30 protein-coding genes, 1 tRNA gene and 2 riboswitches are annotated in these 20,243 nt (G+C 40.1%); of the genes, 21 read left to right on the top strand and 10 right to left on the bottom strand.

Annotated features, from left to right (window positions below; genetic code table 11):
- Positions 1 to 51: 51 nt before the first annotated feature.
- Positions 52 to 225 carry a DUF2759 domain-containing protein gene (locus GJU40_RS10860; protein WP_154307783.1) on the bottom strand — a complete coding sequence of 58 codons (174 nt, stop codon included), beginning with the start codon at positions 223 to 225 and terminating at the stop codon, positions 52 to 54.
- 179 nt (positions 226 to 404) lie between these two features.
- Between GJU40_RS10860 and GJU40_RS10855 the strand changes: the two genes are divergently transcribed.
- Entirely contained in the window at positions 405 to 1,046 is a 642-nt protein-coding gene (locus tag GJU40_RS10855; protein WP_154307782.1) for an MBL fold metallo-hydrolase, read from the top strand.
- Between the two features lie 99 nt (positions 1,047 to 1,145).
- Here GJU40_RS10855 and GJU40_RS10850 read toward each other — a convergent pair whose 3' ends face one another.
- Positions 1,146 to 1,391: a DUF2626 domain-containing protein gene (locus tag GJU40_RS10850; RefSeq protein WP_154307781.1), complete on the bottom strand. Its 246-nt coding sequence runs from the start codon at positions 1,389 to 1,391 to the stop codon at positions 1,146 to 1,148.
- A 225-nt stretch (positions 1,392 to 1,616) separates the two neighbouring features.
- Here GJU40_RS10850 and GJU40_RS10845 point away from each other — a divergent pair, with 225 nt between their 5' ends.
- Together GJU40_RS10845 and GJU40_RS10840 are read left to right on the top strand one after the other, a co-directional pair.
- On the top strand, positions 1,617 to 1,997 hold the full coding sequence (locus GJU40_RS10845; RefSeq protein WP_154307780.1) for a Spx/MgsR family RNA polymerase-binding regulatory protein: 381 nt from the start codon (positions 1,617 to 1,619) through the stop codon (positions 1,995 to 1,997).
- A 373-nt stretch (positions 1,998 to 2,370) separates the two neighbouring features.
- A complete protein-coding gene (locus GJU40_RS10840) occupies positions 2,371 to 2,619 on the top strand; it encodes a hypothetical protein (protein ID WP_154307779.1) in 249 nt (82 codons plus the stop codon).
- Positions 2,620 to 2,650: 31 nt separating this feature from the next.
- On the opposite strand, the gene GJU40_RS10835 is transcribed toward GJU40_RS10840, so the two are convergent.
- Positions 2,651 to 2,722, bottom strand: a tRNA-Gln gene (locus GJU40_RS10835).
- A gap of 195 nt (positions 2,723 to 2,917) precedes the next feature.
- Between GJU40_RS10835 and comGA the strand changes: the two genes are divergently transcribed.
- The 9 genes from comGA to GJU40_RS10795 are packed head-to-tail and all read left to right on the top strand — an operon-like array spanning position 2,918 to position 7,635.
- Positions 2,918 to 3,985 carry a competence type IV pilus ATPase ComGA gene (gene comGA, locus GJU40_RS10830; RefSeq protein WP_154307808.1) on the top strand — a complete coding sequence of 356 codons (1,068 nt, stop codon included), beginning with the start codon at positions 2,918 to 2,920 and terminating at the stop codon, positions 3,983 to 3,985.
- Positions 3,975 to 5,006, top strand: a complete 1,032-nt coding sequence (gene comGB, locus GJU40_RS10825) for a competence type IV pilus assembly protein ComGB (protein ID WP_154307778.1) — start codon at positions 3,975 to 3,977, stop codon at positions 5,004 to 5,006. Before comGA ends, comGB begins: the two co-directional genes overlap by 11 nt.
- A 12-nt stretch (positions 5,007 to 5,018) precedes the next feature.
- Entirely contained in the window at positions 5,019 to 5,312 is a 294-nt protein-coding gene (gene comGC, locus GJU40_RS10820; RefSeq protein WP_154307777.1) for a competence type IV pilus major pilin ComGC, read from the top strand.
- Complete coding sequence (gene comGD / locus GJU40_RS10815) at positions 5,313 to 5,753, top strand: competence type IV pilus minor pilin ComGD (RefSeq protein WP_154307776.1); 441 nt, start codon at positions 5,313 to 5,315, stop codon at positions 5,751 to 5,753.
- The gene (locus GJU40_RS20705; RefSeq protein WP_170289380.1) at positions 5,737 to 6,063 is read left to right on the top strand and encodes a hypothetical protein; all 327 of its coding nucleotides are present in this window, start codon (positions 5,737 to 5,739) and stop codon (positions 6,061 to 6,063) included. Before comGD ends, GJU40_RS20705 begins: the two co-directional genes overlap by 17 nt.
- Complete coding sequence (gene comGF / locus GJU40_RS10810) at positions 6,053 to 6,487, top strand: competence type IV pilus minor pilin ComGF (protein WP_170289379.1); 435 nt, start codon at positions 6,053 to 6,055, stop codon at positions 6,485 to 6,487. The genes GJU40_RS20705 and comGF overlap by 11 nt, the downstream gene beginning before the upstream one ends.
- 2 nt (positions 6,488 to 6,489) lie before the next feature.
- Positions 6,490 to 6,861: a competence type IV pilus minor pilin ComGG gene (gene comGG / locus GJU40_RS10805; RefSeq protein WP_154307774.1), complete on the top strand. Its 372-nt coding sequence runs from the start codon at positions 6,490 to 6,492 to the stop codon at positions 6,859 to 6,861.
- Positions 6,862 to 6,909: 48 nt separating this feature from the next.
- Positions 6,910 to 7,428, top strand: a complete 519-nt coding sequence (locus tag GJU40_RS10800) for a shikimate kinase (RefSeq protein ID WP_170289378.1) — start codon at positions 6,910 to 6,912, stop codon at positions 7,426 to 7,428.
- Between the two features lie 12 nt (positions 7,429 to 7,440).
- A complete protein-coding gene (locus GJU40_RS10795) occupies positions 7,441 to 7,635 on the top strand; it encodes a YqzE family protein (protein WP_343031516.1) in 195 nt (64 codons plus the stop codon).
- A gap of 31 nt (positions 7,636 to 7,666) precedes the next feature.
- Here GJU40_RS10795 and GJU40_RS10790 read toward each other — a convergent pair whose 3' ends face one another.
- Entirely contained in the window at positions 7,667 to 7,966 is a 300-nt protein-coding gene (locus tag GJU40_RS10790) for a DUF3889 domain-containing protein (RefSeq protein WP_170289377.1), read from the bottom strand.
- A 53-nt stretch (positions 7,967 to 8,019) separates the two neighbouring features.
- Positions 8,020 to 8,355: a helix-turn-helix domain-containing protein gene (locus GJU40_RS10785; RefSeq protein ID WP_154307770.1), complete on the bottom strand. Its 336-nt coding sequence runs from the start codon at positions 8,353 to 8,355 to the stop codon at positions 8,020 to 8,022.
- 235 nt (positions 8,356 to 8,590) lie between these two features.
- On the opposite strand from GJU40_RS10785, the gene GJU40_RS10780 reads away from it, so the two are divergent.
- The 6 genes from GJU40_RS10780 to GJU40_RS10755 all read left to right on the top strand — a co-directional run bounded on the left by GJU40_RS10780 (position 8,591) and on the right by GJU40_RS10755 (position 11,869).
- Positions 8,591 to 9,163, top strand: coding sequence for a hypothetical protein (locus tag GJU40_RS10780; RefSeq protein WP_154307769.1), 573 nt, complete (start codon positions 8,591 to 8,593; stop codon positions 9,161 to 9,163).
- On the top strand, positions 9,156 to 9,728 hold the full coding sequence (gene sipW, locus GJU40_RS10775; RefSeq protein ID WP_154307768.1) for a signal peptidase I SipW: 573 nt from the start codon (positions 9,156 to 9,158) through the stop codon (positions 9,726 to 9,728). Before GJU40_RS10780 ends, sipW begins: the two co-directional genes overlap by 8 nt.
- A 70-nt stretch (positions 9,729 to 9,798) precedes the next feature.
- Positions 9,799 to 10,518, top strand: a complete 720-nt coding sequence (locus tag GJU40_RS10770; RefSeq protein ID WP_154307767.1) for a TasA family protein — start codon at positions 9,799 to 9,801, stop codon at positions 10,516 to 10,518.
- 61 nt (positions 10,519 to 10,579) lie between these two features.
- Positions 10,580 to 11,305: a TasA family protein gene (locus GJU40_RS10765; RefSeq protein WP_154307766.1), complete on the top strand. Its 726-nt coding sequence runs from the start codon at positions 10,580 to 10,582 to the stop codon at positions 11,303 to 11,305.
- 49 nt (positions 11,306 to 11,354) lie between these two features.
- Entirely contained in the window at positions 11,355 to 11,654 is a 300-nt protein-coding gene (locus GJU40_RS10760) for a DUF5658 family protein (protein ID WP_154307765.1), read from the top strand.
- An 11-nt stretch (positions 11,655 to 11,665) separates the two neighbouring features.
- The gene (locus GJU40_RS10755; protein ID WP_154307764.1) at positions 11,666 to 11,869 is read left to right on the top strand and encodes a hypothetical protein; all 204 of its coding nucleotides are present in this window, start codon (positions 11,666 to 11,668) and stop codon (positions 11,867 to 11,869) included.
- A 32-nt stretch (positions 11,870 to 11,901) separates the two neighbouring features.
- Here GJU40_RS10755 and GJU40_RS10750 read toward each other — a convergent pair whose 3' ends face one another.
- The 4 genes from GJU40_RS10750 to GJU40_RS10735 all read right to left on the bottom strand — a co-directional run bounded on the left by GJU40_RS10750 (position 11,902) and on the right by GJU40_RS10735 (position 15,339).
- The gene (locus GJU40_RS10750) at positions 11,902 to 12,231 is read right to left on the bottom strand and encodes a helix-turn-helix domain-containing protein (protein ID WP_154307763.1); all 330 of its coding nucleotides are present in this window, start codon (positions 12,229 to 12,231) and stop codon (positions 11,902 to 11,904) included.
- A gap of 72 nt (positions 12,232 to 12,303) precedes the next feature.
- Complete coding sequence (locus GJU40_RS10745; protein WP_154307762.1) at positions 12,304 to 12,462, bottom strand: anti-repressor SinI family protein; 159 nt, start codon at positions 12,460 to 12,462, stop codon at positions 12,304 to 12,306.
- A 29-nt stretch (positions 12,463 to 12,491) separates the two neighbouring features.
- Positions 12,492 to 12,579: riboswitch (cyclic di-GMP riboswitch) on the bottom strand.
- Positions 12,580 to 12,821: 242 nt separating this feature from the next.
- Positions 12,822 to 13,619, bottom strand: a complete 798-nt coding sequence (locus tag GJU40_RS10740) for a YqhG family protein (RefSeq protein WP_154307761.1) — start codon at positions 13,617 to 13,619, stop codon at positions 12,822 to 12,824.
- 19 nt (positions 13,620 to 13,638) lie between these two features.
- Complete coding sequence (locus GJU40_RS10735) at positions 13,639 to 15,339, bottom strand: DEAD/DEAH box helicase (RefSeq protein ID WP_154307760.1); 1,701 nt, start codon at positions 15,337 to 15,339, stop codon at positions 13,639 to 13,641.
- Positions 15,340 to 15,594: 255 nt separating this feature from the next.
- Positions 15,595 to 15,685: riboswitch (glycine riboswitch) on the top strand.
- Positions 15,686 to 15,853: 168 nt separating this feature from the next.
- On the opposite strand from GJU40_RS10735, the gene gcvT reads away from it, so the two are divergent.
- The 3 genes from gcvT to gcvPB are packed head-to-tail and all read left to right on the top strand — an operon-like array spanning position 15,854 to position 19,766.
- Positions 15,854 to 16,960 (top strand): glycine cleavage system aminomethyltransferase GcvT, encoded by a 1,107-nt coding sequence (gene gcvT / locus GJU40_RS10730; protein ID WP_154307807.1) that lies wholly within the window; start codon positions 15,854 to 15,856, stop codon positions 16,958 to 16,960.
- A 3-nt stretch (positions 16,961 to 16,963) separates the two neighbouring features.
- Positions 16,964 to 18,310 (top strand): aminomethyl-transferring glycine dehydrogenase subunit GcvPA, encoded by a 1,347-nt coding sequence (gene gcvPA / locus GJU40_RS10725; RefSeq protein WP_154307759.1) that lies wholly within the window; start codon positions 16,964 to 16,966, stop codon positions 18,308 to 18,310.
- On the top strand, positions 18,303 to 19,766 hold the full coding sequence (gene gcvPB / locus GJU40_RS10720) for an aminomethyl-transferring glycine dehydrogenase subunit GcvPB (protein ID WP_154307758.1): 1,464 nt from the start codon (positions 18,303 to 18,305) through the stop codon (positions 19,764 to 19,766). The genes gcvPA and gcvPB overlap by 8 nt, the downstream gene beginning before the upstream one ends.
- Before the next feature lie 83 nt (positions 19,767 to 19,849).
- Here the strand turns inward: gcvPB and GJU40_RS10715 are convergent, their stop codons facing one another.
- Positions 19,850 to 20,224: a rhodanese-like domain-containing protein gene (locus GJU40_RS10715; protein WP_154307757.1), complete on the bottom strand. Its 375-nt coding sequence runs from the start codon at positions 20,222 to 20,224 to the stop codon at positions 19,850 to 19,852.
- Positions 20,225 to 20,243: the final 19 nt, after the last annotated feature.

Below are 20,243 nucleotides of genomic sequence, written 5' to 3'. Positions count from 1 at the left end.
TACAAAAAGCCCTCTGGAAGTCCAGAGGGCTTTGCTTGTATTGAATGAACATTAATGAGCAGTAGGAAATCCGTGGTATATAATTGTCATGATTGTGAAAAATCCAAATACAGCCAGCGTACCTCCTGCAAAAACGATACCAAGAAGATTTTTGTCCATCAAGCTTCTATAAAATCCCCAAACAGACAATAGTGTAACAAGACTAAAGATAATCACTAACCCCATTTTGACAGCCCCCTTGTGTATGTATAAAAAATATCACGTTATAAGATAAGTTCTTCTAATATTTTAATCGTTTTCATACAGTTTGTCGAGGATAAATATGGATGTTAACAACAGTCCATTTGCTATTGGAACAGTTTTTGATGATAATAGAAGGATAAAAAGGAAGGGGGAGAATTGCATTGAAATGGAAACGCATACCGCTAGGGCCGCTTGGAACTAATGCCTACTTATTTCTGCAGGAGAATGGAGATTGTCTCATTATAGATCCGGGAGGAGAGGCAGATAAACTGGGCAGGGAATTAAAAAAGATGCAAGCAAGGCCGCTGGCCATACTGCTCACTCATGCTCATTTTGATCATATAGGAGCGGTAGAAGATGTAAGAAAGCAGTGGAAGATTCCTGTTTATATACATAAAAAAGAACGTGATTGGCTGACAGATCCGGCACTTAATGGTTCTCAGCTGTTTATGGGAGGAGCGATAACTGCCGGTCCTGCAGACCACCTGCTGAGCGGGGAGGGTAACTTAGAGATTGGCAGCTTTTCTTTAAAAGTGTTTGAAACCCCGGGCCACTCTCCGGGAAGTCTTTCCTACTACAGTGAAGGTGCAGGAATAGTCTTTTCAGGAGATGCATTGTTTCAAGGCAGTATTGGCCGTACTGATTTGCCGGGAGGAAACCACGATACATTGATTAGCAGCATTCACAAAAAATTGCTGACTCTTCCTGAGGACACATTGGTTTTGTCCGGGCATGGAGCTGAAACAACCATTGAAATTGAAATGGACAGCAATCCTTTCTTAAATGGTTTTCAGGCTTACTAACAGCAGATAGCAATTTATAAGCAGCAATGAAAAAAGCAGATCTCGTGATCTGCTTTTTTCATTGCTGCCGGGCCTAAGCGGACAGAGTGCCCTTATGGATTAATGGCCCCCTTGGCCGGGGATCATCATAAATGTTGACCAGTAAGTAAATCCAACGAAGAAAACAGTTAGATAAGCTCCGAAAATATAAATGTACATGCGTTCAGATAATTTTAAATAAGATAAAAATACGAAAAATCCAGTTTGACCAAAGAATAATAAAGATGTTGTTTTCATGTCCCCTAAGTAAAACATGACTGCAAAAATCCCCGTCCAGAATCCTAACACGCGGAACATACGATCCATATGTATTTCCCTCCTTTGTCCCTCTAGTCCATCACTAATTTATTATAATGTACAATTTACCAAATTGTAAATAGCGTTTACATTTCTGTATTTGAAAAGTATGGAAAAGACGCTGTTCAAAAATTGTTCAACATTTATTGTACAATAAATGTGTACAAACGTTATACAAATAATGTACAATGAAATTAAGTTAAAACGTCAAGAATTTTAAAAGGAGGGGAAAACTTGTCAGAACTCACTTTTTTTACGTATCCAAGTTGTACATCCTGCAGAAAAACAAAGCATTGGCTTAAAGGAAACGGTATCCCGTTCGAGGAAAGACACTTATTTAATGAAACACCTACCAGGGATGAACTGAAAAGAATACTAGAATTAACAACTGAAGGAATTGACGAGATTTTAGCTACCCGGAGCAGAACATTCAAAGCCCTCAATTTGAATATAGACGAAATGACATTATCGGAAGTTTTGGAATTGCTGGAAAGAGAGCCGCGCCTGCTCAGAAGGCCGATTATTACGGACGGAATGAAGCTTATTGTAGGATATAACCCTCAAGAGCTGCCAAAGCTTATGAAAAAGAATACATTGGAAAGATCAGCTATCTAGAAAAAGGATGATTCAGATCGCAGCCAAACTCGAGGATTTTGAGTTTGGCTGCGGTCTATTTTACTTATTTAAAAAGTAGATAGAAATAATTTCAATGTGGTTAGATTTACACTTCATGTTGACGCTTTCTGCGATAGGAGGGCAGAGCCGCTTCCCTCAGCGCTCAGTCCTGGGTCTCGACTATCTCGCAGAAGCCGCCGCCCTCCGTTCCAATCAAGTGGTTTTTTCTTAATAAAGAAATTTTATAGTTAAAATGAACTATTAATTTGATAAAAAATTGAAATAACTAGGAATAAATATTGAAAAAAATTCCGGGAGGTGGTATTCTTTCTTTATAGATGTTCGTTATAAAGAAAACATAGAGGGGATAGGTATGGCACATATGAAATTTTATCTGGAAGCTGTTGGTTCAAGGCCTGTTAGTACTGATTATACATCTCCTGCTTATATCTCTACAGAAGGTAAACTCGCTGCCGCCGCAAAGGAAATGGCCAAGAAGCAAAAGTTGAAATACATTGGTTATGATCAGCTTCAAAAAGGATACCGTGTATACTTTGAGAAGGCCGCACTGCTCAAAAGCAGCAGAAAGAATTATATATATTATGCCGAATATACAGAATAACTCAAAAAACCACCAGAGGTGGTTTTTTTTACTGGGCTAGCTGGATTCGAACCAACGCATGACGGAGTCAAAGTCCGTTGCCTTACCGCTTGGCCATAGCCCAATGTGCTGCTTCTATGTTTTTAATATGTGCAGATATTTTGATTTTATACAGGGAAATGCAGAAAATTTACCGGAGTTATTTGAAATGCATACAGTTACCTGGAGAATTCACTGAGTATAATTTCATTTTCGTCATGTGACCTCTTTTATAATGGGAGCTATAATGAAGCCAATCAAACAAAAAGCTGGTGATAAGATGCTGCCAATTCAGCAAGCAAGTGAAAAAATGATAGAAGAAGCATGTGGACTTGCTGCTTCTGATATTCATATTATACCGAGGAAGGAGGATGCCGTTGTCCAATTTAGAATTGACGATGATTTAATTCATAAAAAAGTTCTCGAAAAGAGTTTCTGCATTAGAATGATTTCTCATTTCAAGTTTCTGGCTTCCATGGATATTGGAGAGAGGAGAAAGCCGCAAAACGGGGCTTTAGCTTTAGATCTTGAGAAAGCAACAGTTCAGCTTAGACTGTCCACTCTTCCCACCATGTATGATGAAAGTCTGGTAATCAGAATTCTCCCCCAGCAGCATGCCCCGGCTGTTAACTCACTTTCATTGTTTCCGTCGGCTACAAAAAAACTGCTCTCCTTCTTAAAACATTCACATGGATTGATGATTTTTACAGGACCAACCGGTTCAGGAAAAACCACAACTCTTTACGCGCTCCTGCACTATGCCAAAAGAAAATTTAACAGAAACATTATAACGCTGGAAGATCCAGTCGAATCGAGAAGCGATGAGGTACTGCAGGTTCAAGTAAATGAAAAAGCAGGAATCACTTATGCATCAGGCCTGAAAGCTATTTTGAGACATGATCCTGATATTATTATGGTGGGAGAAATACGCGATGCGGAGACAGCAAAAATTGCTGTAAGAGCTGCATTGACCGGACATCTTGTCCTGAGCACCATGCATACCAGGGACGCCAAAGGAGCAATATACAGGCTGCTGGAGTTTGACGTAGGTTTATCTGAAATAGAACAAACCCTAATAGCTGTTACTGCTCAGCGTCTTGTTGAAGTTAAATGCCCTTTTTGCCCAGAAAAGTGCTCCCCGTACTGTAAGAAAATGAGAAAAACAAGAAGGTTAAGCGTTTATGAAATGCTGTATGGAAAAAACTTATCTTTTGCCCTAAGCGAAGCGAGAGGGGAGAATCAAGACTTTTCCTACCCAAGCTTGAAAAAAGTCATCCGCAAAGGAATTGCCCTGGGATATTTATATCCGCATTCCCTGGAACGCTGGGTTCTTTCTCATGAAGAATAAAAATTGGAAGATAGCTGAGCAAGCTCATTTTCTGGACAAACTCAGCAGTCTTTTGCAGCAGGGGTATTCTGTCTCTGAAGCACTTTATTTTATCAGTATCCATTTACAGCCGCTTCACAGGAAAGACGTCGTACACATGATATCTTCATTAAAGCAGGGAAGCACACTTCTGCAGGCTTTTCAGGAACTTGGATTCCACAGGGATGTATTGAGTTATTTATATTTCGCGGAGCAGCACGGTGATATGGAATTTGCTTTAAGCGAGTCGAGCAGTCTTCTTGCAAGAAGAGTGCAGCATAAAGAGAAAATCAGCAGGGTGTTAAGGTATCCGATATTACTTCTTTTTGTGATGGGAGCAATTCTCTATGTTGTTGAGTTAGTGGTTGCCCCACAATTTCATGAAATGTACGAGACAATGAATATCACACCATCGATTTTCAGCACCATGCTGACTGTTATGTTTAAAGTTTTAAAATATAGTGTCTTTATCATAGCTGCAGGTGCACTCGCAGGGCTTGTTTACTACTTCTTATATTTAAGAAAGATTAAAGGAACAAGAAGAATGGATATCTTACTGAAAGTGCCTTTTGTCAAGCGGACATACAACCACTTGTTCACGTATTATTTTTCCCTTCAGCTCAGCAGTCTCCTGAAGGGAGGGCTGTCAATCTATGAAGCATTAACAGTATTTAAGGACCAAAATCTTCTTCCTTCCTATGGGGATGAGGCAGCTTATTTCATAGCCGGCTTAAGCAGGGGGGAAAGCTTTGAAATGCTGCTGAAAGGTAGGAAATATTATCTGGCAGAAATTGCTGAAGTTGTTGCTCACGGCCAGGCAAATGGAAGGCTGCACAGGGAACTGTATACCTACAGCCAGATGTTGATAGACAGCTTTGAAACAAAAGTGGTTAAACTTACATCAGTCATTCAGCCTGCTGCTTACATTTTTATAGGGGCTACAGTATTAATGGTGTATTTGTCTATGATGATGCCTATGTACCAGATGATGAATCATATTTAGGAGGTTTTAAAATTGAAAAAACAAAACGGATTTACATTAATTGAAATGCTGATTGTCCTTCTGGTCATATCAGTACTGCTGCTCATTACAATTCCTAACATTACCAAACATAACAGCAATATTCAAAACAAGGGTTGTGAAGGGCTCAAAAACATGGTACAGGGACAGGCTGCTGCATATGAAATGGAAAAAGGAAAAAGTGCTACTATAGCCGAGCTGATAAGTGAAGGCTACATAAAAAAAGAACCTTTATGCCCTGACGGAACAGCTGTTACCCTGGACTCTGCCGCTTCTTCAGGAAAATAAATGCTTCTCGAAAGAGCATTTACCCTTATAGAAACACTCCTCGTACTGTCAATTTTCACCGTATTATTGCTGCTTACTGCTATTCATATTCAGCCCATAATCGAGCAAAAAAAAGTAGACCACTTTTTTGAACAGCTGGAAGAAGACATTCTTTTTGCACAGCAGTATGCAATGGTTAACTCTCATAGCATGATATTATATTACGGCCCCGCACAGCGTGACTATCGAATAGTAAAAAGTGGTTTAAAATCTGAAGAGGTGATTAAGAGAGAGCTCCATCAGAACATGGAGATTATCCCTTTAACATTATCGAACCATATTATTTTTAATTCCGCGGGAAACATTAACTCAAGCGGCGCCCTTCAGGTAAAGTACAAGAAAAGAACTTTTAAAGTAACTTTTTATCTCGGAAGGGGAAGGTTTCGTGTTGAGGAATTGTAAAGGTTTTTCCCTTGCTGAATCACTTGCTGCCCTCAGTATGTGGACTTTCATACTATTAATGCTGGTTCCCGCAGCACTATCTCTCTATATAGAAAGAGGAAACACGCTGTTAACCCATCATGCAGCTGCTTTGCTTCATGAATACAACTATAAAAATTATTTTGAAAAAGAAACTGGACTAGCAGTATACCAATGGGAGGGAAGAGAGTTTCATGCTGTATACAAGGAAAACAACAATATTAAAGAGACTTGTATTTACTGGGTGGACTACAGGAGCAAAACCAGGGAAAAGTGCCTTCATGTACAGTAAAAGTGAAGGTTATACCTTTCCTAATATGCTGCTTTCTCTCCTGGTATTTATACTGATTGCTGCAGCCTTTCCGCTATTTCTCTCTTTTTCACTAAAGCTCACAGTTCCAGCAAAAGATTTGAGGCCCTTTGAGTGGCATTTAGCAGTTAAACAGCTGCAAAGGGAATTTGCAGAAGGCAGGGACTTTGTCATAAAGCCGCAGGAAATCTCATTTAAAAACACTAACGGCCAGACTGTTTCTTATCAAAAGTATGCAAGCCTTATACGAAGGCAGGTAGACGGGAAGGGACATGAAGTAATCCTTCAGAACATCTATAGTATCAGCTTTTTAGAAGTTCGGGGCGGAACCATGCTGACCGTCAACAGCCTCGCCAGAAAAGAATACACAGCAAGCTTCAGGTCTTTTGCCGGAGTAGGAATTTAAGGGTGAGAAATAATAAAGGTTTTATTCTTCCATTCACTGTTATGGTCTCCTTGCTTTTTCTATTAATCACAGCTCACCTGGCTGCAGTATTCCTAATGGAGAAAAAGTTTTATGGTGATTCTCAACAGTACTACCTGGCTGAAAACCTGAAACTGCAGGCTGTCCAAAGAGCCTTAATTGCAATTAGAGCGGGACAAGAGAATTCGCGGGAAGAAGCCGCACTGCCTCATGGATCCTTTGTTTACTCCATTGCCGGAAATACGAACGAAGTAATAGGTACCATTGTTGTCACAACTGAAAGAAATCACACTTTTACGTCCAGATTTGTTTACAGTAAACCTCATAACAAAATCATCGCCTGGAGTGAAAAGTGAGTTTTTTTATTCATTATGTTATTGTTGAATAAAAACAGGAGAATAGCGATGAAGGTTATCTACTTGACTGGATTTATGGGTGCGGGAAAAACAACTGTAGGCATGCTGCTGGGTGAAAAGCTGGATTTGCCTGTATATGATACAGATCAGCAGGTCGAAAGAGCAGAAAACGCTTCTGTAAAAGACATTTTTTCCAGCAGGGGAGAAGCATATTTTAGAAGGTTGGAAGAAAGGGTCTTAAGAGAGCTTCCAACAGAAAATGCCGTGGTGATGACGGGCGGGGGGATCATTGAGAATCCCGATAATCGGAACTTTATGAGGAACAATGGTACGGTGGTCTTTTTGAATACAAACATTGATATCATTTTGTACAGACTTGAAAATGATACCTCACGGCCCTTAGTACAAGGCAGGAAGAGAGAAGAAATAAAGAAATTGTATACTAAGAGAAAACCGCTGTATGAAGATTGTTCACTATCAATCAATGCCTCCAACAAAAACCCTGAAGAGATTGTAAAAGAATTAGAAGCTGTTTTAAATGCATCCCAACTTGGCAAGACTGAGTAAAAAAACACTGAGGTGCAAACTTTGTCTGCGAATGATTATGTTAAATATATTACTCAGCAGGTAGTGAGATATCTTGATACACCGAAAGAAGAACGGTCTGTCAAAAAGGCCAGAAAGAAAAATGAGGAACCCCCGCTGCTGAACAAATGGTTTGGTGTTCTTCCCTTTGCTTTCAGCCTTCTGCTCAAAAAACGTAATAAGAAATAAGCCGATTACATCATCACGTAATCGGCTATTTCTATTCTTCAAGCACTGTGATAGACTGAATTTTTTCAGTTTGGGGATGGTAAGCGATGGTGACAAACACGCCAATATCCTCAGAACCGTTGCGAATCATAAGTTTGTACTGCTTCACTGCTTTTTTCTCTTTCTTAGAACTCCAGATCTGCTGGCTGAAAAGAACCTGACCGAGTGGATACTGTTTCTTTGCTTCTTGTACAGCCACGTTTTCCCAGTTGTTCTGAGCAGAAGCCGAATGTCCAGAAATGATTGGCAAGAGAAACAGGACTAGAAGAACCACTGCACTTCCTTTTTTCAAGACACTCACCCCCCTTAGTGAATATAATTTCCACAAAAGGGGATATTATGCATCTATTCTTTTTTAGCCTGCCAGTGTTTGAATTCTAGAAAAGCACAATACTCTTTGAACTCTTCCTTGGTCAGCCCCTTTTCAATGGCACCTGACAGCAAAGAAACCCATTCATTGTCCAGCTCCTCGGCCGAAGTTTTTACCTCTTCAGTAAGTAAATGATTCACATCGACATTCAGCGTATCTGAAATCTTTTTAAGAAATTGGAGGGAAGGATTTTTTTGTACATCTCTCTCTATATAGCTTAGATAAGATTTGGACACTCCTGCACGCTCAGCAAGCTCGCTAATTGAATATCCTCTTTCTCTGCGAAGCTTTTTTATTGTAGTTCCAGGCATACTAAAACCCCTTATTACTGTATTTACATAATCACTATACCCCTTGTTCACTATACGAAACTTTTCGTTCGTTATAAGATTACAAAATAGTTAGAAAATGTAAGTAAAAGGTAGCATTCGGAAGATTAATGTTCTTTAATGAGAAAATTTGGTAGTTTATGATGTTTGTTTCTCCCGTTTTTTGTTATATAATCAGGTTGCAGTTCTTTAAAAAGAACAAAGGTGGAGGATGATAATGAACGATTATTACCTTTCCAGAAGAGAGAAGTATGGCTTGAGGAAAAAACGAAATCGTCTATATTTTCAGCTATGGTTACAGAGTCTTACTTGCATCTATTTAATTACTTTGATCACCAGCTTTAATTTGAGGGATACACATTCATACTATTCTGATGAAATTGCTTATGATGGAAAAATAGGAATTGCTGATGATTTTTGTAGTGATGAAGAGTATGCAGCTAACCATGAATTACTGTGTAATACACGAGAAAATACAGGTGAAGATACTGAAAACAGTATCCCTAAAGAGGGTTCAAGTGATTCAACTGATAAAGAAAAGATTGAAAACCAGAATCACTCCTGTAAAGATAGTGAGTCATTATGTGACGTTCAATCTAAACAAAACAGCGAGAAATTGAGTAAGGAAAACAGTAAAACCGCAGAGGAACAGGATGTAGAGAGTTTTACTCGTAATGAGGGTAGTCAAGCAACCACCGAAGTGTTTGACATATCGCCTGATATTATAAGTGATTCAGAAGGAGATAGCAGTTCTGAACTTCTTTCAGAGGAGGAAAAAGAGGATGAATAAAATTCTTAAAGTGTTGAGTGGTTTGATTACTTTTTGCTTGTCTGTACTCTTAATTTTATCTTTATATTTAATGGTAAGTTCAAAGGTAACTGGAGGTCAGCCTGTAATCTTTGGACATGAATTGATGCTTGTCCTTTCAGGATCTATGGAACCTGGAATTTCAACTGGATCAGTAGTAGGAATAGAAAGAACCAGTGAAAAAACTCAATTTAAAAAAGGTGATGTGATTACTTTTTACTCACCTATTAAAGAAAACACAATCATTACCCATAGAATTGTGGATGTCCAGGGAAGTGGCGAGTTTACAGAGTATTTTACAAAAGGGGACAACAATGAATCTGTAGATCCAAGACCCGTTTCTGCACAAAGAGTAATTGGAAAGTTTTCAGGACTTCATGTTCCCTATGCCGGACATATCTTGAACTTCCTACAGTCAAAAAGCGGGATAGCACTTAGCTTGATATTACCAGGGCTGATTTTAATCATATACAACATTATCTCCCTTGTAAGGCTCTTAGGAAGCATGGAAAACAGCAAGGTAAAGCAAACAGATCATGTTGCATGAGTGATTTCCAGCCCAATATGGGTTTGAAATAAATTAGAGTTACATATTAAAAGGAAAAGAGGAGAAAAAAATGAGTGTTAAAAAGAAAGTAGTAATGGGTATGTCGTCAATTGCTTTAGGTGCTTTAGCAGTTATGGGAGGAACATTTGCTTATTTCAGCGACAGTGTGTCTGCGGATAGTCACTTTACAAACGGTACATTGGTGTTGAAGCCGAAGAAGCCTTATCTGGAAAACTTCTCTATTGATAACTGGAAACCGGGAGATAAATTAGTAGCGGAAAAAGATAACCAAGATCCGTCAATGGTGCTTAACAACCAGGGGACTCTGCCGATGAATGTCTTCATGAAGGTTACTTCCCATAGTGAAAAGGATACTCATAAACATATCGTTGTCAATTCATTGAAATTTGGCGGGGAAGATATTCTTGGAAAGATAACTGATATCAATAGTGATGGAAAAATTTCATTGGATGAGCTTGATGAATTTACAAAGAAAGCTGCTCCTGCAACTGTTAACGGTAACAGTATCAGTGATGTAGGTGCTTTTATTGGTTTCTTACCAGCCAAAGATAATACTAACCTTGGTATAAAGGCAGTCACTTATTCACTTGAATTTCTTGATAACGGTAAGGAACAAAACTACCTTCAAGGAGATAAAACAAAAATCGGTTTTCAGTTTACAGGACTGCAAACTGATGGTGTGACTTTGGACAAGGATTCTTTGGATAATGGACAACAGGGCGGCGGCGGAACATATAAAAGAACCGATGATATCAACAAACAAAAATAATATTTTGTGTATGTGGGATGAATATTCATCCCACTTTCAAATTCTCTAAGAGGGAAAATGCATGAACGCAAAAATTAAAAGTACGATTGCTGTGTTAATCTCTGTGATTTTTTTTCTAAATCTATTAGGGGTAAAAGGCTCCACAATGTATTTATCCGAAGGTGAATTGGATATTTCTCTTTATCCACAAGAAATAGTGATGAATGCAGAAAATCTGAAACCGGGAGATAGTATCATATACCCTATTCAGGTAAAAAACACTGGGTTTACAGACTTTTATTATGTTGCAGAAATTCAGTTTCTTGGGGGTTCACAAGACTTTTACGAGCAATTAAATCTCTTGATTAAAAGGGGAAAAAACACAATTTTTAAAAACAAAGCAAGTCATTGGCATCCTATCAAACCAGTTCCTTTAACAAGATTATCTTCGGACTCTCTTACGATTAACACTGAAATACCATTTGAACTAGGAAACGAATATCAAGGGGCTTCCTGCTCTTTTAGGATTATTTTTACCGCAAATAAAGATGTGATATCTTTAACACCACCAGCAGATAGCCTGGTTCCTGGCGGACAATTGCCCGATGAACCAATAGTTGAACAAGCCCCTGTAGTGCAGCCTGGTAAAAAGATAGAAGTCTCAGAGAGGATAGTTACAGAACACAATGATCTCAACGAAGCCTTGCCTCATACCTCGACAAATTCTTTCAATATCATATTTGCAGGATTTATCTTTTTCATAATGGGTATGATACTTAGGTACTTCAAAAATAGTAAAGGTCAGTAACTCCTTTACTATTTTTGTTCTTTATCAAGAACTATATGAGGTGAAGAACATGGCATATATACTTCTGTATTTATCCTTACTAAACGCAGTGGACGGTTTATTTACATTTCAAGGATTACAGTCAGGAATTATTCAGGAAGCTAATCCTCTTATGGCTGCTTTATATAGTAACAGTCCGGTGGCCTTTTTAACTGTCAAACTGTGCCTTTCGTTTCTTTTACTGCTGCTGCTTGCCTGTTCGGGAAGGCTAAGCAGGTCGAAGCCTGCTGTGATACTTTCGCTAACAGCCTGCATTCTTTACACAATGGTTCTGGTTCTTCATGGGTATTGGATAACATCTATTTTTTAGGAGGGGAAATCATGTATAAAAAGTTATGTATAAAGTGCAGTCAGCCTTCTTACAGCAGCTGCAATGAAGGGAAATGGGTTTGTCCAGTCTGCACGAACGATTTAACAGAAAGGAAAGCCATTGTGACTTCTCATCAGGAGGGTATGGTGACTAGAAAAGGTGCTTATATTACGATAAGCAAAGAAAGAGATCATCAAATTAGTTTTTTTGCATAATAAAAAGCGCGTTGGACGAGGGCCAAATGCGCTTATTTTCCTTGGTTCAAGCGCCATTTGCTGAACTCAAGAAATTCTTTAAATTGATCTTTTGTTACTCCTGAATCCATAGCCTCCCTGACAAGGGTAGCCCACTCGGAATCGAGGTTTTCATCTGCTTCTTCATACTCTTCATTAATGAGCGTTTTTACTGAAATCCCTAAAACAGCTGATACTTTTTCAAGGAATTGTACAGAAGGATTTGATTGAAGGTTCCGTTCAATAGAACTGAGATAAGATTTTGCAACATTTGCCCGTTCTGCTAGTTCGGATAGAGAGAGATTTTTTTCTTTGCGATATTTCCGGATTCGTTCACCTATCATGTTATCACCTTCCCAACGCCATTATAGCATATAGCGAAGGGGTTTGTTTGACATACCGAACGTTTTTTGAAATTATTTTGTGTATTCTGACATAGTAATTTCTTCTCTAGGATAGGTTTTTAAAAACCCTCTAATTTCTTCAGGGCTTATCCCCATTTCCAGTGCTGACAGTATCAGCTCCTTCCACTCCGTATCTAGTTTGTATTCTTCGTGCGATTCAGCTATCTTCATTTTTTCTCCTCCTAAAATACGGTAGTATTTCAGGCAGTCCAGCCGTCATCATCTACTATAGATCTTAGACCTGTGACTTTGCGTCCCTGCTTTTCAGCAGGTTTGCCCTTTCTGATTATGTAAGTGCTTCAAACTCTTTCTAACACCTTAGACGGAAATTTTGTCTGAAACAATTGCACTATTTCATTATAAAAATACAATTTTAATATGTATGCTGAATTTTGTCGATGTCAAAAAATATTAGTAAATTCCCAAAATGAATGTAAAAAGTACCAGATAGTGAATCTATATACCCAATTGAATAGCAGGTTAAACGATTGAAGCTGTCGAAAACTTCATTTTTTTACCCGAATATGTTGTCAGAATAACTGGACATTTGGTGCTAAATAAAAAATACCGCCATTATGAATGGAAAGGGTTACATTTGGCTCATATAATTCTTTTAAAGCTGCTGATTCCAAGTGATAGGCTTGTGGTTTTTCATCGCAATCTTCATAGAAGTGCTGCAGCAGCATTTGATCTGCGTTCCAGCGCTGAAGCGACTCCTTGGCCCAAGAGTGATCTTGTTGCTGAATTCTCTGTTCTATATGATGAAAAAGTCTATTAACACCGGTTTTTGGTTTAATGAGCGGAGACATTGTAAAACAGTAATCAGGAATTTTTGGAGTTAAATTTAGTTTTTCAAGTTTGTCTTGAAAATTTTCAAGAATGGTGCCGCTGATTAGGTGAATACCCATGGAGTAGATGTCATCTTTTTTCATATCACACTGATAGGAAACAGTCATGTTGACACCCAGCCATGGGTGAAGGGGAATGCTGCCGCCCCGTATATCTGCCTGCTCATACAGCCTGATATACCCTGCAAGCTTTCTCGTTGTATCAAATATTTGATGCAGGCGGGGAGCACCAAAGTGCATGAATTCACCTTTGGCATCTTCACCGGCTTTTTCTTTATCAGTAATCAGCGACAGCTTCATAGGATTGGGGATTCCGCCTGTTTTTTCAAGGTAGTGCCAGTAAAACGGGCGGTTCATTAATTCCTTATCCATTGAAATGCTAAGCTGTGTTTCAAGCAGACCCTGTGAGTTATGTACGATTTCACAGCCGTTAGCCGTAAAAAAACGTTCCAGGTACTGATGAATGTCCTGCTGCTGCATATCTTGTCACCTCTTCATTCTATTGATCAGAACTTGCAAGTTTATTTTCGGATAGTTGTTCACCGTATGAAATAATAGATGTCAGATTTTGAAGCTTTATGTTCATTTCCCGCTCATTTCGCGAGTGAAGGAAAATATCCTGAATATGTTCCTCGATATTCTGTATCTCCATCTTTGTGAGAATCTCATCCAGTTCTCCGATGACTTTTTCAAACAAATTGATCTTTTCATATAGCAATTTTAAAATATGCTCTTCCACTGTATTTTTAGTGGCCATATTAAAGATGCGAACATCACGTTCTTGTCCCAGCCTGTGAATCCGTCCAATTCTTTGTTCCAGCTTCATCGGATTCCAGGGCAGATCGTAATTAATGATATTGCTGCAAAATTGAAGGTTGATTCCTTCTCCGCCTGCTTCGGTCGCAATAAGCACTTGAACCTTATTTTTAAAAAGATCTTTCATCCAGTCCTTTTTCCCGCGTTTAAATCCCCCTCTAAAAGGAACTGAAGTAATTCCATGCTGTTTTAAAAACCATTGCAGGTAAAACTGTGTTGCTCTGTATTCAGTGAAGATAATCACTTTATCGTTGATCCCTTGTATTAATTCCACTGCTTTTGCGGCCTTGGAGTTCATGGTAACAGCATTAATGTGCTCGATCAGCTGCATAATGATAGGCTGCGGAAGGGGAGCTGCTTCTTCCTCTGGTTTTTCGAGCATTTTTTTTAATGTCATAAACACAGCTTCTCTGCTGGAACAAGCTTCCCGCTGCAGAGTCATAATGGAAAACATGCTTGCAGACAGTTCTGGAGCTGTTTTGATAGCTGTGATGGCATCATAAAGATTCTGCTCTGTTGGCGAGAATTCAATTGGAACCGTTTCTACTATTCTTTTTGACCATTGTATACCGGTATCATGCCGCCTGTTTCGGATCATCACTTTATTCACAAGTTCCTTCAGGTGTTCGTGATGCTGAAGTGATCGCTGTTTCGCTGAAAAAGCCTGGCTGAAATATGACTCATTCCCAAGGTGTCCAGGTTTAAGAAGGGACACGAGGTTAAATATTTCTTCAATTTTGTTTTGGATTGGGGTCGCAGTCAGTAATAAACAATATTTTTTCTTAAGACTTTGAACAAATTCGTAGTTTTTGGTCTTGTTATTTTTTAGTTTGTGAGCTTCATCAATAATCACAAGGTCATATTGCAGGTTTTGAACGATTTCACGGTGGGGACTTCGTTTGGCAGTATCGATCGAAGATACTACAATATCATACTGTTCCCATACATAGCTCTTTTTTTGTTCGATGGCTGGAATGTGAAACTTTTCGTGAAGCTCTTTGGCCCATTGAGATACTAGAGATGCCGGAACAAGAATCAGCACTTTTTTGGCGAGACCGCGAATCATATATTCCTTGAGAATGAGCCCTGCTTCTATTGTTTTGCCTAAGCCTACTTCATCTGCCAGAATTGCTTTGCCGTTCATTTTTTCAACGACCGTTCTTGCTACTTCCAACTGATGAGGAAGGGGAGTGAAATTTGTTAAATGTTTGGGAGCCTGCAGCCCGTGAAATTCAGGAATGGCAAGCTGTTTTTGCACACTGCAGGACAGCTTGTACAAGTCCCAGTTTGCCCAGGGTCCGTCAGTGTCCAGCCTTTTTTGAAGTCCTTCCGCCCAGTCATGATCAAAGGTAATATCTACATTGTGTTGTGAATACCCTTTCATTTACTTCACCTGCCAGTCTGTATTGTTCACCTTTTTGTCTAACTTTTATAGTTGAAGGTGAAATTTATATGCAAATTACACTAATTAACGAATGATAATCTAAAAAAATAATGGTTTATATGTTTATTTATAGATTGAAGATTTCTGCTGTTAATGGTAGGATGTTAATAAGTAAGAATATTAGCAATTGGCAAATGAGTGTGTTATTCATTTTGCTTTTGTTAGTATGGCCCTTTCTTAAATAAATATGTGCGGATGACAGCAAGGGGAGAGACTGCAATAAAATTGCGGCGCCGAAGGAGCAAACGTCTGTGAATCTCTCAGGCAAAAAGACTCTTGTTTGACGCAGCTCTGGAGAGAGTTTGTAATTAAAAGCAAACCACCAAAGAGGAAAGCCTGTACATACATAAGGTAAAACTTTCAGGTGCCAGGACAGAGACCACTTTTCATATAAAAGGGGAGTCTCTGTCCTTTTTTGTGTACTGCTGAAATTCAAAGCGGGGAGGAATGCATGATGTCAGAATTAAAAAGAACACCTTTGTACGAGGAGTATGGCAAGTACGGAGGGAAAACAATTGACTTTGGAGGCTGGGAGCTTCCGGTCCAGTTTTCTTCCATTAAGGAAGAGCATGAAGCGGTTAGAACAAAGGCAGGCTTATTTGATGTTTCTCATATGGGTGAGATCAAGGTGAGCGGAGCTGGAAGCTTGCACTATCTGCAAAAGATGATGACAAATGATGTGGCAATATTGAAAGAGGGAAGAGCCCAATATACAGCGATGTGCTATGGCACTGGTGGAACTGTTGACGATTTGCTCATTTACAAGCTGCAGGAAGATCAGTATCTTCTTGTTGTGAATGCTTCTAATATTGACAAAGATGTTAAGTGGCTGAAGGACCATCTGGACGAGAATGTAGAACTATCGAATATATCAGAAGAAACAGCCCAGCTGGCCATTCAAGGTCCCTTTGCCGAGGAGATTCTTCAGAACTTAACAGAAACCAATTTGTCAGATATCAAATTTTTTGCATTTCAGGAAGATGTGAAAATTGGAGAAGTTTCTGCCCTGATTTCCAGAACAGGTTATACAGGAGAAGACGGTTTTGAAATCTATTGCAGCAGCAGTGATGCAGCGGCTCTCTGGAATTCCATTCTTGAAGCAGGAAAAGACAAAGGTCTTCTTCCGTGCGGACTGGGAGCTCGGGATACGCTGCGGTTTGAAGCGAATCTTCCGCTGTACGGACAAGAGCTGTCACCTGAAATATCACCCATAGAGGCAGGAATCGGCTTTGCTGTGAAAACCAATAAAGAAATGGATTTCCTTGGAAAAGATGCGTTAAAAGAACAAAAGGAAAACGGGGCTGCAAGAAAGCTGGCAGGAATAGAAATGATTGACAAAGGCATTCCTCGCCATGGTTACGATGTTTATATTGGTGAAGAAAAAATTGGAGAAGTCACAACGGGCACACAATCACCGACACTGAAGAAAAATGTCGGCCTTGCTTTAATTAAGAAGGAATATGCTGAACTTGGCACAGAGGTTGAAGTGCAGGTAAGAAAAAAGCGTCTAAAAGCAGCGGTCATTAAAACACCTTTATATAAACGTCCGAGAGGGGAATAAGACATGAAGCATCGCTATTTGCCAATGACAGAACAAGATCAGCAGGAAATGCTGAAAGCAACCGGGGTGGCACAGGTTGAAGATTTGTTCTCTGATATTCCTGAATCTGTAAGATTTAAGGGCGAGTATCAAATCAAGAAAGCAAAATCTGAAACAGAGCTTGTGAAAGAATTGTCGGCGACAGCAGCAAGAAATGCCAATACCAGAGAATATGCATCTTTTCTGGGAGGAGGCGTATATGACCATTACATGCCGATTATTGTAGACCACGTCATATCAAGATCTGAATTTTATACAGCTTATACACCGTATCAGCCTGAGATTTCTCAGGGTGAACTTCAGGCCATCTTTGAGTTTCAGACGATGATTTGCGAGCTGACCGGCATGGATGTTGCAAACTCTTCCATGTATGACGGCGGTACATCGCTTGCGGAAGCAGCGATGCTCGCAGCGGGCCACACGAAGAAGAAAAAAATACTGATTTCCCAGGCTGTGCACCCAGAAAGCAGGGATGTTGTAAAAATGTATGCAAAAGGGCAGTACATTGATGTTGTTGAAGTGCCTGTTGCAGACGGTGTAACTGATCTGGACGCTCTTAAATCCAGCATGGACGAGGATGTTGCGGCAGTGATCGTGCAATATCCGAACTTCTTTGGAAGAATAGAAGATTTACAAAGTATTGAACCTCTTGCTCATCAAGGAAAAAGTATGTTTATCGTTTCTTCCAACCCTTTGGCATTGGGTGCCTTGACACCTCCTGGGCACCTTGGCGCTGACATAGTGACAGGAGACGCGCAGCCCTTTGGCATTCCTGCAGCTTTCGGCGGTCCGCACTGCGGCTATTTTGCTGTCACAAATAAGCTGATGAGAAAGGTTCCAGGCCGTCTAGTAGGACAAACAGTGGATGAGGATGGCAAAAGAGGGTTTGTGCTGACGCTTCAGGCACGTGAACAGCATATCAGGAGAGATAAAGCTACTTCCAATATTTGTTCCAATCAGGCTCTCAATGCCCTGGCTGCATCTGTTGCTATGACAGCGCTTGGGAAAAAAGGGGTAAGAGAAATGGCTCTTCAAAATATCCAAAAAGCGCACTATACAAAAAAGAGCCTTACCGAAAAAGGGCTGGAAATTCCTTTTGCCGGACCGATGTTCAATGAATTTGTAGTAAAACTGGCAAAACCTGTTTCCGAAGTGAATGCAAAACTCCTTGAGAGGGGAATCATTGGCGGTTACGATTTAGAAAAAAGCTATCCGGAATTGAAACAGCATATGCTGGTAGCCGTCACTGAGCTTCGGACAAAAGAGGAGATTATCAACTTTGTGAACGAATTGGGGGATAGCCATGAATAATCAAGATCAAGCACTTATCTTTGAATTAAGCAAGCCGGGGCGAATCGGTTACAGCCTTCCTGAAATGGATATTCCTCTTTCAGACATTGGAGAGTTGATTCCAGAGGAGTACCTCCGCACAGAAGAACCTGAGCTTCCTGAAGTCTCAGAGCTCGATATTATGCGTCACTACACAGCTCTGTCTAAGCGAAATCATGGTGTGGATTCAGGCTTTTATCCGCTGGGTTCCTGTACAATGAAATACAATCCGAAGATCAATGAATTCATAGCAAGAGTTCCAGGGTTTGCCCATATTCATCCTCTGCAGGAGGAGAACACAGTTCAGGGAGCCATGGAGTTGATGTATGATCTACAGGAACACTTGAAGGAAATCACGGGAATGGATGAAGTAACTCTTCAGCCAGCTGCAGGAGCACATGGTGAATGGACCGGATTAATGATGATCCGCGCTTACCATGAGGCAAACGGCGATGAAAAAAGAACAAAAGTGATTGTGCCGGATTCGGCCCACGGTACAAATCCGGCTTCAGCGACTGTGGCGGGCTTTGAAACAATAACTGTAAAGTCAAATGAACACGGTCTTGTAGATTTGGACGATTTAAAAAGAGTGGTTGGCGAGGATACAGCAGCTCTTATGCTGACAAATCCTAATACATTGGGATTATTTGAAGAGCAGATTCTCGAGATGGCTTCCATCGTTCATGAAGCAGGGGGAAAACTGTATTATGACGGAGCCAACCTGAATGCAGTACTTAGCAAAGCAAGGCCGGGGGATATGGGCTTTGATGTGGTTCACTTGAATTTGCATAAAACGTTCACTGGTCCTCATGGCGGCGGCGGTCCTGGATCAGGGCCTGTAGGAGTAAAACAAGATTTGATTCCTTTCCTTCCAAAACCGGTGCTTATAAAAAGAGATAATGAGTATCATTTTGAATATGACAGGCCGCAGTCAATCGGCCGTGTTAAACCGTTTTACGGAAACTTCGGCATAAATGTCAGAGCATATACCTATATACGCACAATGGGGCCGGATGGACTGAAAGCGGTGACCGAGTATGCAGTTCTCAACGCAAACTATATGATGAGAAGGCTGCAGCCATATTATGATCTTCCATTTGACAGGCACTGCAAGCATGAATTTGTCTTGTCCGGCAAGCGTCAGAAAAAGCTTGGTGTCAGAACACTGGATATCGCAAAAAGACTGCTTGATTTCGGCTATCACCCGCCTACCATCTATTTCCCTCTCAATGTTGAGGAATGCATCATGATAGAGCCTACAGAAACGGAATCAAAGGAAACATTGGATGCTTTTATCGATGCAATGATTACAATTGCAAAAGAAGCTGAAGAAAATCCAGAAGTTGTTCAGGAAGCACCTCATACAACTGTCGTTAAAAGGCTTGATGAAACATTGGCAGCTAGGAAACCCGTACTTCGCTATCAAAAACAGTCCTGATACTTGCTTTCTGCACAGGATGGACAGACGATCAGAAAAGCAGCAAAGAAAAAATGCAATGCGCTCAGCATTGCATTTTTTTTTTATTTTTTAGTTTTAATCTTGCCAGTCCATTGCTTGTAGCCGCCTTTTAGCGTTGAGATGTTTTTAACGCCTTTTTTTCGCAGCATAGCTGCGGCTCTTCCGCTTCGGACTGTATTTTGGCAGTAAATATATACAGGCTGATCAGGACGGATTTCTTTATGTCTAACCCTCATTTGGGAGAGGGGAATATTTCTGGCGCCCAAAATGTGGCCTCCATCATACTCTTTCGGCTCCCGCACATCAATCAGCTGTGCTTTTCGGTAGCCCGCTTTAAATTCTTCTTCAGTCAGGGATTTCATAATTCTCCGCTGATAAAAATAAGTGAAAATGGAGTATGCCAAAATCGCTCCAATTAATCCCAGTAACAAATACATGCAGACCGACTCCTTTTGA

The sequence above is a fragment of the Metabacillus lacus genome, from assembly GCF_009674805.1.
GTDB lineage: Bacteria > Bacillota > Bacilli > Bacillales > Bacillaceae > Metabacillus_C > Metabacillus_C lacus.
Note: the sequence above shows the minus strand (reverse complement) of the source record. Positions and strands in the feature narration are given on the sequence as shown.

Coding starts and splice junctions, on each gene's coding strand:
- GJU40_RS10860 (WP_154307783.1), bottom strand. CDS start 225: ATGGGGTTAGTGATTATCTTTAGTCTTGTTACACTATTGTCTGTTTGG.
- GJU40_RS10850 (WP_154307781.1), bottom strand. CDS start 1,391: ATGGATCGTATGTTCCGCGTGTTAGGATTCTGGACGGGGATTTTTGCA.
- GJU40_RS10840 (WP_154307779.1), top strand. CDS start 2,371: ATGGCACATATGAAATTTTATCTGGAAGCTGTTGGTTCAAGGCCTGTT.
- comGA (WP_154307808.1), top strand. CDS start 2,918: ATGCTGCCAATTCAGCAAGCAAGTGAAAAAATGATAGAAGAAGCATGT.
- comGB (WP_154307778.1), top strand. CDS start 3,975: ATGAAGAATAAAAATTGGAAGATAGCTGAGCAAGCTCATTTTCTGGAC.
- comGD (WP_154307776.1), top strand. CDS start 5,313: ATGCTTCTCGAAAGAGCATTTACCCTTATAGAAACACTCCTCGTACTG.
- comGF (WP_170289379.1), top strand. CDS start 6,053: ATGTACAGTAAAAGTGAAGGTTATACCTTTCCTAATATGCTGCTTTCT.
- GJU40_RS10800 (WP_170289378.1), top strand. CDS start 6,910: ATGAAGGTTATCTACTTGACTGGATTTATGGGTGCGGGAAAAACAACT.
- GJU40_RS10785 (WP_154307770.1), bottom strand. CDS start 8,355: ATGCCTGGAACTACAATAAAAAAGCTTCGCAGAGAAAGAGGATATTCA.
- GJU40_RS10780 (WP_154307769.1), top strand. CDS start 8,591: ATGAACGATTATTACCTTTCCAGAAGAGAGAAGTATGGCTTGAGGAAA.
- sipW (WP_154307768.1), top strand. CDS start 9,156: ATGAATAAAATTCTTAAAGTGTTGAGTGGTTTGATTACTTTTTGCTTG.
- GJU40_RS10770 (WP_154307767.1), top strand. CDS start 9,799: ATGAGTGTTAAAAAGAAAGTAGTAATGGGTATGTCGTCAATTGCTTTA.
- GJU40_RS10765 (WP_154307766.1), top strand. CDS start 10,580: ATGAACGCAAAAATTAAAAGTACGATTGCTGTGTTAATCTCTGTGATT.
- GJU40_RS10760 (WP_154307765.1), top strand. CDS start 11,355: ATGGCATATATACTTCTGTATTTATCCTTACTAAACGCAGTGGACGGT.
- GJU40_RS10755 (WP_154307764.1), top strand. CDS start 11,666: ATGTATAAAAAGTTATGTATAAAGTGCAGTCAGCCTTCTTACAGCAGC.
- GJU40_RS10750 (WP_154307763.1), bottom strand. CDS start 12,231: ATGATAGGTGAACGAATCCGGAAATATCGCAAAGAAAAAAATCTCTCT.
- GJU40_RS10745 (WP_154307762.1), bottom strand. CDS start 12,462: ATGAAGATAGCTGAATCGCACGAAGAATACAAACTAGATACGGAGTGG.
- GJU40_RS10740 (WP_154307761.1), bottom strand. CDS start 13,619: ATGCAGCAGCAGGACATTCATCAGTACCTGGAACGTTTTTTTACGGCT.
- GJU40_RS10735 (WP_154307760.1), bottom strand. CDS start 15,339: ATGAAAGGGTATTCACAACACAATGTAGATATTACCTTTGATCATGAC.
- gcvT (WP_154307807.1), top strand. CDS start 15,854: ATGTCAGAATTAAAAAGAACACCTTTGTACGAGGAGTATGGCAAGTAC.
- gcvPA (WP_154307759.1), top strand. CDS start 16,964: ATGAAGCATCGCTATTTGCCAATGACAGAACAAGATCAGCAGGAAATG.
- gcvPB (WP_154307758.1), top strand. CDS start 18,303: ATGAATAATCAAGATCAAGCACTTATCTTTGAATTAAGCAAGCCGGGG.
- GJU40_RS10715 (WP_154307757.1), bottom strand. CDS start 20,224: ATGTATTTGTTACTGGGATTAATTGGAGCGATTTTGGCATACTCCATT.